The 14,102-nt window shown below is 52.1% G+C and carries 12 protein-coding genes; 3 read left to right on the top strand and 9 right to left on the bottom strand.

Features of this window, described 5'->3' with window-relative positions:
* Positions 1-126 precede the first annotated feature (126 nt).
* The gene (locus tag JNJ77_19820; protein MBL8824845.1) at positions 127-1,050 is read left to right on the top strand and encodes a sigma-70 family RNA polymerase sigma factor; all 924 of its coding nucleotides are present in this window, start codon (positions 127-129) and stop codon (positions 1,048-1,050) included.
* A 96-nt stretch (positions 1,051-1,146) separates the two neighbouring features.
* Here JNJ77_19820 and JNJ77_19815 read toward each other — a convergent pair whose 3' ends face one another.
* The 3 genes from JNJ77_19815 to JNJ77_19805 form a co-directional block, all read right to left on the bottom strand.
* Positions 1,147-2,064, bottom strand: a complete 918-nt coding sequence (locus JNJ77_19815; protein MBL8824844.1) for a class I SAM-dependent methyltransferase — start codon at positions 2,062-2,064, stop codon at positions 1,147-1,149.
* A 111-nt stretch (positions 2,065-2,175) separates the two neighbouring features.
* Positions 2,176-5,217 (bottom strand): hypothetical protein, encoded by a 3,042-nt coding sequence (locus JNJ77_19810; GenBank protein MBL8824843.1) that lies wholly within the window; start codon positions 5,215-5,217, stop codon positions 2,176-2,178.
* 200 nt (positions 5,218-5,417) lie between these two features.
* Positions 5,418-6,329 carry a sugar phosphate isomerase/epimerase gene (locus JNJ77_19805; GenBank protein ID MBL8824842.1) on the bottom strand — a complete coding sequence of 304 codons (912 nt, stop codon included), beginning with the start codon at positions 6,327-6,329 and terminating at the stop codon, positions 5,418-5,420.
* Between the two features lie 158 nt (positions 6,330-6,487).
* Here JNJ77_19805 and JNJ77_19800 point away from each other — a divergent pair, with 158 nt between their 5' ends.
* Positions 6,488-6,979 carry a DinB family protein gene (locus JNJ77_19800; GenBank protein MBL8824841.1) on the top strand — a complete coding sequence of 164 codons (492 nt, stop codon included), beginning with the start codon at positions 6,488-6,490 and terminating at the stop codon, positions 6,977-6,979.
* Here JNJ77_19800 and JNJ77_19795 read toward each other — a convergent pair.
* Genes JNJ77_19795 through mtnB form a run of 5 tightly spaced genes read right to left on the bottom strand, consistent with a single transcriptional unit; the run spans position 6,972 to position 12,382 of the window.
* Positions 6,972-7,505, bottom strand: coding sequence for a hypothetical protein (locus tag JNJ77_19795; GenBank protein MBL8824840.1), 534 nt, complete (start codon positions 7,503-7,505; stop codon positions 6,972-6,974). The two genes, JNJ77_19800 and JNJ77_19795, sit on opposite strands and share 8 nt — an antisense overlap.
* 14 nt (positions 7,506-7,519) lie before the next feature.
* The gene (gene ppc, locus JNJ77_19790; GenBank protein ID MBL8824839.1) at positions 7,520-10,372 is read right to left on the bottom strand and encodes a phosphoenolpyruvate carboxylase; all 2,853 of its coding nucleotides are present in this window, start codon (positions 10,370-10,372) and stop codon (positions 7,520-7,522) included.
* Between the two features lie 38 nt (positions 10,373-10,410).
* A complete protein-coding gene (mtnC, locus tag JNJ77_19785; GenBank protein MBL8824838.1) occupies positions 10,411-11,163 on the bottom strand; it encodes an acireductone synthase in 753 nt (250 codons plus the stop codon).
* Positions 11,160-11,747 carry a cupin domain-containing protein gene (locus JNJ77_19780; GenBank protein ID MBL8824837.1) on the bottom strand — a complete coding sequence of 196 codons (588 nt, stop codon included), beginning with the start codon at positions 11,745-11,747 and terminating at the stop codon, positions 11,160-11,162. The genes mtnC and JNJ77_19780 overlap by 4 nt, the downstream gene beginning before the upstream one ends.
* Before the next feature lie 8 nt (positions 11,748-11,755).
* Positions 11,756-12,382, bottom strand: coding sequence for a methylthioribulose 1-phosphate dehydratase (gene mtnB, locus JNJ77_19775; protein ID MBL8824836.1), 627 nt, complete (start codon positions 12,380-12,382; stop codon positions 11,756-11,758).
* A 71-nt stretch (positions 12,383-12,453) separates the two neighbouring features.
* Between mtnB and JNJ77_19770 the strand changes: the two genes are divergently transcribed.
* Positions 12,454-12,849, top strand: a complete 396-nt coding sequence (locus JNJ77_19770; GenBank protein MBL8824835.1) for a hypothetical protein — start codon at positions 12,454-12,456, stop codon at positions 12,847-12,849.
* Here JNJ77_19770 and JNJ77_19765 read toward each other — a convergent pair.
* A complete protein-coding gene (locus tag JNJ77_19765) occupies positions 12,827-13,792 on the bottom strand; it encodes an SIMPL domain-containing protein (protein ID MBL8824834.1) in 966 nt (321 codons plus the stop codon). The two genes, JNJ77_19770 and JNJ77_19765, sit on opposite strands and share 23 nt — an antisense overlap.
* Between the last annotated feature and the right edge of the window lie 310 nt (positions 13,793-14,102).

Here is a 14,102-nt window from a genome sequence, read left to right as displayed (position 1 = left end):
ACTGACACAAACATTACAGCCTCATTAGATGAATAATCTGCAAAAAACAAAAATCAAACACGAATTGCATGCCACTCATCTGGAGTTGGACACTAATCTAGATGGTAGATTCTGGCGCAGGAGTACATGATGTCGCGCAATATCCGAAGATTACCTGCGTTCATCGCCTGGATGCAGCCCGAAACGGACGAGAGCATACTGCAGCGCTATGTTGCCCGTCGTGATGAAGCAGCCTTCTCAATTCTGGTCAAACGTTATGCCCGGCTGATCTATTCGGTTTGCGCGAAACAGTTGAATAACCTCAACGATGTAGAAGATGCCTGTCAGGCTACGCTGTTGATTCTTGCTCAACGAGCATCCTCCATCCGGCAGCAGGATTCTCTGCGTAGCTGGCTGCATGGTGTCGCAATTCGGGTATCCAAATCGATGAATCGCCGTCGAATACGCTTAGCCCGCCGTGAACGGGATTGTGCCCGTGAACCAGTATTAGCATCGCCGACGTTATTGCTGTCGGATATTGAGCTTCAGGATCTGTTGCGTGCAGAAGTAGAGCGCATGCCAGATCATTACCGCATGCCTTTGCAACTGTGTTACTGGCAAGGGCAAACACGGGATGAGATGGCAGAAACACTGGGCTGGTCACGCGGGCAGGTCAAGGGGCAACTGGAGCGAGCCAAGAAGCGATTAAAGTCGAGGCTGAGTCAGCGAGGCATCCAGTTCCTATTGCCTTTGGGTATGGGCCTGACTACGGTAGGCTTGATTTCAGCTTTGCCTGCAGTGGTGATGGCTACCACCACGGCAAGCACTGCAGCCAATTCACTCACTGGAATCTTTGCGTTCGGCAATGTCTTTTATCGAGTATTCCAGGCATCTAAAGGCCTGGGCACCATTGCACTGATTGCATTGGCATTGGGGTGGGGACCACCGATACCATTCCTGCCAATTTTTCCGGAGCAACCGGAAGGCGTACAGCAACTACCAATTCAGTCGCCTGAATTGGATCAGGAATGTGATGAGTCTGAAGATTGTGGACTGGATGAAACAGAATAACCCAGCAAAAAGTAACTATGCGGTGGATTGGCACGGTTAGCGTGAGTACACGCAAACCGTGGCACCCGACTCGTATGACTTCTTATGCTTGGCCACTTAGGCAGCCTGATCCAAGGCTGCATCCTGCATTGGCTGTACGGGCTTGAAAGCCTTCAGTACCCAATATCTACCGAAGCAATGTTCGAGCCAGTGCCTGGGCATCCAGCGGTAACCCCACCAGATTTCCCTTCGCCGCATATGCCGACGCTGGCGACGGTGTTCGATGAAATGAGGTTGGAACAGACGTTTCAACTCCACACTTCCGAACCCTGCATGAAATGGACGAGGGTTGCGAACCGTCTGCCAACGGCGTGGACGTGCTGGCACCACCGCAACAACTTTTCCACCTGGCTTAAGTACTCGATAGACTTCTTTGACGACTGCATAGGGATTGTTCATCTCATGAAGGAGACCATCGAGATGCACCACATCGACAGAATCGTTATCGAGTGGTATTTGAGTAAAAGGTGCATGGATAGTTCTGACTGGCAGCTTACGCAAGTAAAAATTGCGTTTCACCAACTGCAGTTCATCCTGCATGTTGTTGCAGACAATAACCTTGCAGCCACAACGGGCAAACTGAGCAGCATCGGTGCCAATCGTTTTACCCAATGATAGCAGCGTTTCGCCGGTATGCTTGGCGAATTCGAGTACGCGAGGAAGCCAGCGACCAGGCCCACCATATCGCAATCGTTCTGCAGCCTGGAACCAATGGAGCGAAAATGGCTCAACCAGGTAGGCTGGCGTTTTTTTTCTTCTGGAACTTCGAGGTTGATTCAACGTTTCACGCCTGAACAGCGTCAGGACATCAGCATCATCAGGAGCCAGATTTTCCCAGGCACTCGGAATGGCAGGCAGGCTGATTTGCACATGAGGTGCGGTCGAACGGAGCGGCCCATAACGCGATGACGGCCGAGGTTTTCGCAACGGCACCATCGGTTGATCTTCCCGCCAGATCCAAGCTCGATCCGACATGCAAACATTCCCACCGAAATCGACAAATCCAACTGGGCTGCATACCCGATTAGCTGGTTTTGTCAATGCAACTCCGATGGGGAACAAAAACCCTCAATTTGCCTGATTTGCCTATTTCTTGTCCGCTTTGACTTCGACATTGCTGAAAGTCAGCAAACCCATGCCTTGTGGCAGAGGTTGAACCGCGCTGGGAGTAGAAAACGCTGAAACACCTTTGCCGGGAACAATTCTGGTAACGTTCATGGCCCAGACTTCATTTTCCAGCTTGGTGTTGCCTGTCAACTCTACCAGAGGAATCGCGACTTCTGCAGTCCAGCCTTCCGCAGTTGGGTTCACTTCCACGAACCACTGTGGATTCCAGGAGCGGTCGCCACAGCAATCTTCCGCAACGCAGCCTCGAGCATCAAACTCCAGATGGAAATAACTTCCATAATCGCGATCCAGATCGAGCATCAGGCTGACACGATCGAACGCTCGCAGATCATCATCACGCTTGCGGGGTTTGACAGGCTGCAGGACAGGCATATTTTCCATTCGCTTGCATTGAACCGCGAGGTACAGGTAGTTGTCATCGAATGCCATCTGAAAGGATGCATTCTGTTCACTGACACCGCTTGTTTTCTTCATGGCATGAACAGGCGACTTCTTCCACAGTTCATCATCCAGTTTGCCATCAAGTTTGGGCATAGAGGCAGCACGACTAGCCTGCACAATGGGTTTGGGAGCATTGCCTATTCTCTGAGAGATCCATTGCTCAGCCGTCACGGCATCATTCCAGACGCCCTGTGGCTGCTTCCATTGTAAGGCAGTCTGCCAGAGTTGGGTCTGCTCTCCTCGGCCATCGAGTCGCTGATTCGCCAGGAGACAGAGTTGTAGATCAGGGTCGCCATAGCCCAGGGGATTCAGAACGGAGTAGACTTCACCCGCTGCCAATGCACCGCCGTACCATCGACGAAGTTCAAGTCGACGACGCTGCAGGACAGTGCGTTGCCCCTGAATGACACGATCAAAGCGGGTTTCCTCCGATTCAGTAGGCTTGCTGTTTAATGAACGCAGTACGTAATCTGCACGATGAGTCATTTTGCCCATATCGAATCGACGCTTGATTTCACTGCTTCCCATCATGGTGGTAATGAACCTGCATGATTCGGGAGCCAGGCGATGCGTGGGCAGCAAGTCGAGCAGCATCAGATGGCACTCACGGGCCATGGTCCACTCGCCTTTATCTGCAAACTCCTGAGCCTGGGCGACGATGCGATCACCAATGGTAAGCGGCGCCAAGCCTTTCAGACTATGCTCAAAGTTGGCAAAGAACTGTTTCTTTTCGCCTGCATCGAACATCTTCACCTGAAACGGCTTGGCATCGTTTCGCTGCTTTTCGGTAGCTTTCAAGAGCAGTTGATATCGGTCTTCATCGGTTTCGACTTTTTCACGTCGAGCCTGTCCGCCATGACCGAGTGAAAGCCCTGCCATCATGTCAGCTTTGAGATCGGCAGGCTCGGTCCATGTCTTCCATAAGGTGTACTCTTCCATCGCAGGGCCAAGCGTATATTTCTCCAACAAAGCTGGTCTGCCCAGGTTGGCAAAATCGTTGGCTGCGGCAAAGAGTACAGGCCTGGGCAAATCCAGATCGAGAACACAGTCAGCAGTGCTGGCTGGCACGCGACGGGTCATCAGTCGCATGGGCTGCCAGGGTTGCAGATCGAGCTTAGTTACGTGATCAGGATACACATCAGCTTTGCTGCATATTTCGCAGGCTTCGCGCAGAGCAAGCGCAACCGTTGAGCCGAGTGGACCAGCCGGGGAACTGGCATCGGGTGAATCACACACAACAACCGAAGGCCGCCACATGCGCAACGCGAGCACAAACTGCTCTTTCAGTTTCTGCTGATCTGACAATTTGACTAATTGTTCTACAGGCATGAACTCCTGGAAGTCAGCAACAATCATGCGGGGCAGCACTTCACTGGCTGAACCACCTACAGCCCGAGTGGCATACGCCAGTCGATTTCGATCACGATTCCAGTTTCCAGGCTGGCTGGCGGCCTGCAGGGCAACACTTAAATACCCCTGATCGCCACCCACCAGGGCTATGGAACCCAAAGGCAACTGTTTGGCTTGAGAAGTGACAAACAGCACAGCACAGCGATGTCCACCGCGTCGCATGACTTTCCATGTTTTGCCACCATCGACTGTGGACAGCATGGTTCCCAATTCACCGCAGGCAAAACCGGTCTTTTCATCGACGAATGTCATTGAGTGTATGAGCATAGGCTGGCCAGTTCGCTGGGCTTCCCAGGTTTTACCCTGATCCCATGAATGAAAGACCACCGAACCAGGGCGGCCCGCAATCCAGATATGATCACCCAAGCAACATACCGTGTTGAAATCGAGACAGTTGACTACCGATTCGGGAACAGGCAACTTCACTGGCTCGAAACTCTTGCCGCCGGTTTTTCTGCTCAGCAGAACCGTGCCATGAGTACCTACCACCCAGGTATCATGATCCTTAACGGTGATTGCAGTCAGGCAACTGGTTCCTGGGGCTATCCCCGGTAAGGGCAGAACATTGTTCTTTTCAAAAATGCCAACGCTGCCGGCAGGCCCCACTGCTACGGGAACTTCGTGTACGACGGTGCCTGCAGTCCAGCCCTGAGTTACTTCGAGAGAATCACAAGACTTCCAGGATTTACCACCGTTCTCGGTACGGAACATGCCGCCAACGTAGCCACCATTGGTATCGCCAAAGACAAATCCTTCGTCAGCATTGATGAATTTGACAGCATACAGGCCGGGCATTTCGCGGTGAACCAGCTTCTTCCAGGATACACCACCATCGGTGGTTCCCAGAATCACTCCTGCGGTGCCTCGGCCATAAGGCAGCACTTCGGTACCGACGGCGTATCCAACAAAGGCATCGACAAAGCACATGCTTCGAAGCGAGGCTCGAACATGGGTGTGCTGCGTTTCCCACGATTCCCAACCGTCCAGGGTATGGAGGATCAGGCCATCATCACCTGCGGCCCATCCTTCCTTGGCATTTACCATGCAGACTGCACGCAGCGGAGCATCGGGGGTAGCAGGAGCATCCTCGGCCCGGGTGAAAAAAATCGGGGTGAGCAGCAACAGAACGACGAGAACACTGCGCAGCATGAAACCTCCTCCTTGAGGCCATCCATCGTGCCTATCTCAGCTTAAGTGTCATTTTTGGTCAAGGTGAATTCATTCGGGAATGAAAATACCCACATCGATTCATGGAATTGATGTGGGCTCATAAAGAATTTACGCAACGTCTAACTCAATCTACCCCCTCACCCCCAGCCCCTCTCCCGCCAGGGGAGAAGGGAGAATAATCAAGCTGCGTACTTAGCACGCATATTGTCGAGATACTTCTTGCACTGGGCGGTTACAGTCCAGGCATCGGGCCAGAAGCAGAGGTCGATGGACCACCACTTGGTGGGAATATTTGCTTTCTCAATGGCGGGCAGCAGTTCATCGAAATTCAGATGGCCGGTGCCAAATGGATTATGAGTGCTGGTCTTGTGCTCGTTGAGTGAACCATCGGAATCAATCAGGTGGATGTGGTTGATGCGTCCTTCGAGCATTTTCAAAAGCCCCAAAGCTCCGCCTGGAACAGTTTCTTTTTCGCCGGGCTGCATCGCTGCTTTTTCTGCCACCATGTGGGCATGGCAACTGTCGTACATCACGCCGAAGGTCTTGTGGCCTTTGGCACGGACCGCATCGACCAGTTTGACGATTTCCGAAGGCTTGTTGAACGCAAAGCCCGGCTCAAACTCCCAACTGACCTTCATGCCATGGTCAGCAGCCATCTTGCAGGCAATGTCCCAGGTGTTTGCCAGGCGTTCCATGCCAACCTTGGGATCGAGATTGTTTTTCTCGAAGACATCAGGAGTTTCGCCGGTATCCACGCGGATCATGTCCATGCCCAGGTCGCGGGCGAATTCGCAATAGCCCAGGAACGCTGAGAGATAGGGGCCTGCATCTTCATTGCTGATGGGCTTGAACGACCAGAGGTCAGCAGCGATGCCGGAGAATTCCAGGCCGTGATCTGCCACTTCCTTCTTGAGCGCGAGCCTGTCGGCTTTGGTAGGATGCGACTTAGGCGTAGGGTGTGAGCCGAAACTGCCCAGTTCGATGCCATCGAACTTCATGTGCTGCAGCTTGTGCAGAGTTGTGTGAAAATCGAGCACGGTTTCCTGATTGAAGACAAAAGCCCAACTGCCAATCGAGAGTTTCTTGCCCATGAGTGCATGGCCCTTTGAAGAGGAGGGAACGAACAGCCGTCACTACCGATGATACCTTTGCACGGTTCAGGGTCAACAGTTTAGTGGGAATGGCCGGTCTGGTTCAGTGCACCGAATCAAATACACTTTTATTAACCCTCTCACAAAAGGAATATATCATGACCGCACAGCAAGCGATCTGTTCGCACGTCGATCTGACAGACATGATCATGAAGGCCTATCTGAACGATTTGAACGACGCTGATCTCATGACACGCCCCGGCCCCGGTTGCAACCATCTGGCCTGGCAACTGGGGCACCTGATTTCTTCAGAGCAACGGCTGATGGACCAACTGGTGCCCGGCAGCGGGATCAAACTTCCTGAAGGATTTGACGAGAAGCATGACAAGAAGCAGATCGAAAACAATGATCCCAAGCAGTTTTACACCAAGCAGGAATATGTCGATCTGTACAAGAAGAGCCGACAGAACGTGAAGGATACGGTTGCCAAGCTGTCTGCTGAAGAGTTCGACAAACCTGCACCAGCCAACTGGCAGAAGATGTTCAAGACAACGGGAGATATGTTTAATCTGATCGCCAGCCATTCGATGATGCATGCCGGACAGTTTGCAGTGGCGCGGAGGCAACTGGGGAAGCCGGTTGTTATTTAGACTGGCCAGGTGGCTGAAAATCATCAACCGGAGCAGTGGCATCCTGTGGCTCATTCAACATCATTTCGACTCGTGGATCGTTAACGTAGAGATCCACGACTTTGTCCATGGGTATGCCCAGAATGTTTGCCAGTTCCAATGCCCGAACCGGGTGTGGCTTCATCCACAGATAGGAAAGCACCAGTAACACCCAGCCAATGATGCCGGCGGCCAGGAAGTACCATTTGTTATCAGCCAGGGCTTTGTCCTTGTGCCAGTTGAAAAGCTGAAAATAGGTAGCCACAAAGATGACAGTGCAGATCAACGCTCCGACGCCGGCCATGCCACGCAGGTAGGTCAGCATGACCGATTTGCCACTCATTTCAATTTTCTTGAACTGCTTTTCATTGGTACCTTCCACAATTAGCAGGCTGCGCAGCGGAATGATGGGAACGTAGTAAACGTGAAAGAATTCGGTCGCGACGTAACACAGCCCGGGAAGCTCATCCGTTTTGCCGTAGTTGGAAGTGCCGAAAATGAGGTACATACGACATCCTTGAATCAGCCTGTGCTCTGCATGGCTGCAGCCAGCCCGGCAATGCTGAGAAGTACCGCATCGAGCCAGGGCTTCTGCTCGGCTGGCGAATCAGCATAACGCAGCGATTCATTCATCGCCAGTATCTGTAGTTTATTCAGCGGCAGCACGGCAGGATTTCGAAAATCGACAACATGCCGCATGACAGGGGCATATTCTGAAAGATCCCGCTTCTCGGCGAGCCTAAGCACCCAGTCCCTGGTGCGACGATATTCTTCCTCTATTTTGTTGAATACTCTCTGGCCGACTTCCGGAGGTTGTACACGGTCAGCATACCAGGCAGCAGTCTGCAGATGAGCTCTTAGCAACTCGTGCTGGGCATGGTCAATGACGGTTCGGAAGAAAGACCATTCGCGGTACATTTCCTTCAGCAGCGATTCATTAGCAGGTTTTTGTGCAGCAAACCATTCGAGTGCTGTTCCCAAGCCGTACCAGCCTGGCAACACCATGCGGCTCTGCACCCACGCAAAGACCCAGGGAATGGCTCGCAGTTCATCCAAGCTGGTCAGGGTGGCACTCGAACGGGAGACCGGCCTGGAGGCAATCGGCAAGCGACTGATGTGTGCAATCGGCGTTGCCTGAGAATAAAACGTCCAGAAGTCTGGGTCTTCATGAACCAGTTCACGATAACAACGCCTTGATTCCTTGGCTAACTGGGAAGTGGCTTCCTCCCAGCCTCCCTGGGCCAAAGGTTGTATTTTCTGTTCTTCGGTGGCCACCAGCGCTGCATGCACCAGTTGTTCGAGATGCCGATGGGCGATGGGCTTCAATCCGTAGCGGAATGAAATCACTTCACCCTGTTCGGTAACACGAATTTTTCCGTCAAAGCTGCCTGGTGGTTGAGACAGGATGGCACGATTTGCCCTGCCACCACCACGACCTACGGTACCACCCCGGCCATGGAACAGTTTGAGAGTGACGCCAGCCTCATGACACACTCGTGCCAATGCTGATTGCGTGGCATGCAATGCCCAATTGGCAGCCAGGTAGCCGCCATCCTTGCTGCTGTCTGAATAGCCGAGCATGATTTCCTGGAACCAGTCGCACCCGGCTAAATTTTGCCGATACAGCGGATGTTCAAACAAACTGCGCATTAGTTCCGCTGAACGGTCCAGATCTTCAATGGTTTCAAATAGCGGCACAACATGAATGTCGCTTTCAAACTGCAATTCATCGCCAACCTGTTTCCACCGCACCAGACCCTGCTCTTTTGCCAACAACAGCACTTCCAGAATGTCGCTGATGCCATGTGTCATGCTGATGACATAAGATCGAATGACTTCCGGCCCCAGTCGGCGATGTGCATGGCGGATGACACTAAAGGTTTCCAGCGTTTTATGGGTGGCAGGTGAACCTCGCCAATTTCTTTCGAGCAAAGGGCGGGTGCTGCTGAGTTCTCTGGTGAGGAGTTCAACCTTGGCTTCTTCACTCAGGGAACTGTATACCTGCTTTTCAGGAAGCAGCCGGGCAGCAGTGAACAATTCGTCAAGCGCCTGCTCGTGTTCCCTGCTGTGTTGACGAATATCGAGTGCAGCCAGGTGGAAGCCGAAGGTTTTTACCTGGGTTACCAGGTGTGACAATGGGCCGAAATCCGCCACCATGTCTGCCCGTACTTCACGCAGGCTCTGTTGCAGGATTTCGAGATCATGCAACAGTGCTGCTGGCGAACCATAAGCTGGAGCAGGTGGTTTATACGCAGGACCGCCTCGATAATCCCGGGTAATGGAACGGGCATGACGCAGCGTGGCGCGCAACCGTCTTTCCATGATCTTCAGCTTGTGAACCAGTGGTTCATGCAGTGATTTGATAAACGGAGCATGCTCACTGATGGCCAGTGAATGTGCATCTTTCTGCAGCGATCGGCTGATACCATCGCCAAAGGGCACCAGCCTGCTGCTCTGAGTCAATTCGCCCTGGAGTTCGATAACCTGTTTCAGGTAGCAACCGAGTATGCGTCGGCGATGTCGGAGTAACGTCTGCCAGGTGATTTCAGGTGTGACTTTGGGATTGCCATCACGGTCGCCACCCACCCAGGAACGATAGGTGATGAAGGCAGGCAACTGGAAGTTATATCCGGGATAGGCTTCTGTCAGGTTTATTCTGAGATCATCGTGCAGCCAGGGAACTACTTCGAGAATTGTTTCCGTCAGGAAGTAGAGTGCATTGCGGGTTTCATCCTGCACGGTGACATCGGTGGTGGGCAGCTCATCGGTCTGCCAGAGTTCCATGAGGTTTCGCAGCACTTCGCGCTCTGCCAGGCCGGTAGTGTTCATGGGCAGATCGAGACGATTGAGCGGTGCGTGCTGCTGACCATGTTCGAGCAACCAACCGGCAATGGTGTGCAGCTTATCGAGAACGGCTCTGCGGCGAGCTTCGGTTGGGTGAGCCGTCAGGGTCAGGCCCAGTTCGATCTTGAAGAGCAATTCCTGAACTTGTTGAGCTGATAGCCCGGCAGCTTTAAGCCGCTGGACAGCATCACGAATCGATTCAGCACGAGGCTTGGTGCAGGACTGCAGTTCGCGTTCGCGGTTAACGCGGATAATCTCTTTCAGTTCTGCGGTATTAAAGAGTTGAAAGAGCAAGGCATAGAGGCGCAGAATCCGCTGAACTATTAGCGGATCAGCCAATTGGGGATAACGTGACACCATCGATGCAGGGTCACCCTGATCCTGGTAGAGAGCCTGAGCGAGTTGAACCAGTTCGCGGCCATGCTGCTGGGCTATTACCTGACCGAGTAGTTGGTCGATCAGTACCAGATCCTGCCCCAGGGATGCAGAAACATGAACCTGCGAGGAACTTAAGCCCAAACATGCTGACATGGCTGATTCAGTCTTTCTTGAATCGGAGTAAGCATGCATCAGAGAAGATTGACATCATCGAAAGAATTCAAAACCGGATGATCATGAGTACTGGTAACCGGCTCGTTTTCAGGTCTGAGCATCAAGGCGGTTTTCATGCCTGCTTCACGCGCTGCATCGAGTTCAGCAGTCACATCACTCAGAAAAAGAATCTGCGCGGCAGGCAAGTCAAAGGCAGCAGCGATTCTGGAATAACTGGCCGCTTCTTTTTTGGGACCAGTGCTGGTATCGTAAAAGCCGGAAAAATAGCCCGTAAAATCTGCAGGTTCCGTTCTGCCGATATCAACATGCTCAAAAAAGACCTTCTGGGCTTCGATTGAACCCGAAGAATAGATTCGAACATCCATACCCCGCTGTTTCCATTCTTTCAGGACACGCGGCACTTCGCCATAGACATGGGATCGCAGAGTTCCATCCACGTAGCCATAACGCCAGATCAAGCCCTGCAACTCTTTGAGGGGGCCGACTTTGGCATCAGCATCCATCAGTGCATAGATAGCAGAACGCATATGAGCCAGTCGATGCTCAGGCGGCATGCCGGGGCCACCCGTCCACGTATCGAAATCGGTTGCCCCATAATGTGTTGCCAATTCCTGGCGGATGCGCTCCATGGCTGGATCGTTCCAGAGATTGCGCAACGATGATGCGAGCCTTTTTCGGGCATAGGGAAAGAGAACATCCCGTACAAAAGAAAGCGAGGAGATCGTTCCTTCAATGTCGAGCAGAATTCCACGGCCTGAAAATGAAATCATAAGCTTAGAACAGATTTTACCTTGGTTTGTTCGGAAGGAACGAACTGTGGTCCCCAGCAGACAGGCAGATATGCCTCATGCACGCCCGATTCAACATAGTGAGGCGTCCAGCCTGATTTATCCTGAAACAGCCTGATGGCACGAATGGTTCGCTCGTTGCAGAAATCAAACCAGTGCCTCGTACCTGCAGGCACACTGATCCAGTCGCCTGCAATCATTTCAATACTGAATACATCGTTCCCATCCTGAGGATGGATGTGAAACAACCCCCTGCCCTTGACAACGAACCGCACTTCATCTTCCGAATGCGTGTGTTCCTTGTTGAACTTGTTGATCATTTCTTCAAGGTGCGGTGTATCGGGCGTAACATTGATGACATCCGCTGTCACGAAACCACCCTCAGTTTTTAGGCGGTCGATCTCAGGCTGATAAGCTGCCAGGATATCTTCGCTACTCGCATCGGGATCGCAGCGATCTTCCAGAGGCCAGCGTTCATAACGAATGCCGTAAGGCATCAGGAATGAAGCAACGGCGTCTTCACCTTCAATGCGTCGGGATTGTGCTGGTACGGTTATCACCGCCAAGGTTCACCTCACTGCATCGAGAGCATGCGGCCTTGCACTTCAAAGAGGAATTCCAGTATCTCGACGTGCCTGCGTGCACTGAAGAGGTCCTTACCCCAAGTATATAAACCATGGCCATGAAGGAGAAATCCATAACGCAACTCCTCCGGACATTCGAGCAGTATCTTCTGCACTTCAGCCGAAAGAGCTTTCATATCCTGTGTATTTTCAAAGATTCTGATGCGGACTGATGTTTCATGCGTAGCAATTCCTTCCAAGCCTTTGAGCATTTCGAAGCCGGATATTTCAACAAAGCCCTGCTTCAAAGATCGAGTGCTCAGAATGGTTGACCAGACTGAATGGGTATGCAACACAGCCTGGATGTTAGGCTGTTGCAGTGCAACCACATGCAGCATGGTTTCTGCCGAAGGCCGGGCTGCGCCATCCTGCACCGGTTGTCCGGATTCATTCACTTCCACAAAATCATCTATCGTTAAAGCCCGTTTATCTTTTCCACTGGCAGTAATCAGGATGCGAAGTGGCTTGTCACGCAATTTCAAACTGTAATTGCTGCTAGTGCCTACCGACCAGTTCCTCTGGTAGAACAATGCACTAATATCAATCAACTGCTTCTTTTCCGTACTGTGTGGTATCATTCTCTATCGCCTTGGCAGATCAAATGAACGAACCTATTTTACGAACTGAAGCAGTTCCGAGATAAACCAGCATGAACCTATGGACGCGATTTCGACTGCATCTGTTCCGGTCACGCCTGCGGGAACAGTTCATGCAACAGGAAGTGCTGCTCTATCAGTTGTTTACTTCACATCTCATGACGGGAAATCTGCACCAGGCCCGTGAATGGCTGAATGTCGATTGGCTTACTGAACCTGTCTTGCATGTGCCGGAAGTTGGCAACGCTCCTCCCATGGCTCTGGTGGGAGTGACAGCCAGGTACTGTCTGCTTGATGATGTAGAGTGCGAGCCAGGCGAAGTGCAGACACAAATGGGAACTGCCGTGTTTTTCTATCTCAACCAAGTCTGGCAAACGGAAGGCAAACTGCTGCTCAACCTGACACCTTCACAAGCCCTGCAGCAGCTTATTTCGAAGGCTCCAGCTTGAAACTGATGTTCAGCGAAATCTGATAGATCAGTGGTTCCAGTGTTGCATTCTGATAATTGGAGGTGGCATCACGCACTGCTACCGATTCCGATCCATCTTCCTTGAGATTGAACGGGAACCGGGCAGTTTCACCACTGGAGTTGACATAGCGCATGGAACCGCCACCGGTGTAGTAAACGTTATTGACCGAACTGAAGTTGCTGCTGATGGTCTGAATGCCACCCAGTTGCATTTCCGCTGCCTGGGCCAGATCCTGTGCCAGCGACTTTCCCTTCTTCATGGCTTCCGCATACAGTTTGATGCGGTCTTCGCGGGTGATGCGGGCTGCAATCTGGAACCTGACATCATTACTGAACATGGACATGTCATTGCGATAGTGATTCATGTCATTGCGGTTATCGTTGTTGTCATCCTTAGGCAAGGCATCGGTCATGCCACTGACGTCCTGATAATCTTTGCGGAACCGTTCCTGCAAGTCCGCCAGAAGTGCGAGTGGTTCCTTGGTTTTGTTCTTGGGTTTCAGATCAATAGTCAGATAGCGTTCCAGGTAACTGAGGTTCTGCTTTTCCGCTGGAACACCATTTCCGCCCCCTGCAGCCATCTGCCGCTGCATGAGCATGCTGGCCATGTTGCGATACCGGTTCATCAGATTCTGTGACGACATGGCAAGCCCGGCATGGGAGACGATGACTTCGACACCAGCTTCGTTCAACCTGGTCATCAGCTTTTTCTCTGCAGCAACCAGAGCAGCCTTGGCTGATTCCTGATCGTTGCCTCTACCATATTGCTTGATCATCACGCGAATGACTTCGGGAACCTTGGTTATCTCCGCTGTGCCCTGCACCGAAATAACCCCCGTGTTTGCTGCTGGAGGCTGTTGAGCGGAAAGTTCACCGGATATGCTCATCAGGCACACGACTAAGGTTAACGAGGCAGATTTCATGGAAGATTACCCATTGAGAGATGCATCTATTCTATGTTGCCATACTTGGGGGTGTCAGGCAAGCAAACTGTTGATCGCAAAAAGAACTAAAAGGTGATTTGGAAGGGTTATCGTGAGCTTCCATAGCGAAGATGATCCTGAAAGGATTACCGGCTACAGCCCAGGACTTCAGAGCTTTTTGCGTCATGCAACGTAAGTCCTTAATTGTCCGTGCCGTTTGAGTGCTGTAAGGACAAGTTTGGCTTGCACAAAACGATGGACGCGTCGGTGGCCGCGTACCCAGGCGGGGAGGCAGGTTAGTCCGCCTCCC

Source organism: Planctomycetia bacterium (genome assembly GCA_016795155.1).
GTDB lineage: Bacteria > Planctomycetota > Planctomycetia > Gemmatales > HRBIN36 > JAEUIE01.
This window is presented reverse-complemented; position numbering and strand designations above follow the sequence as displayed.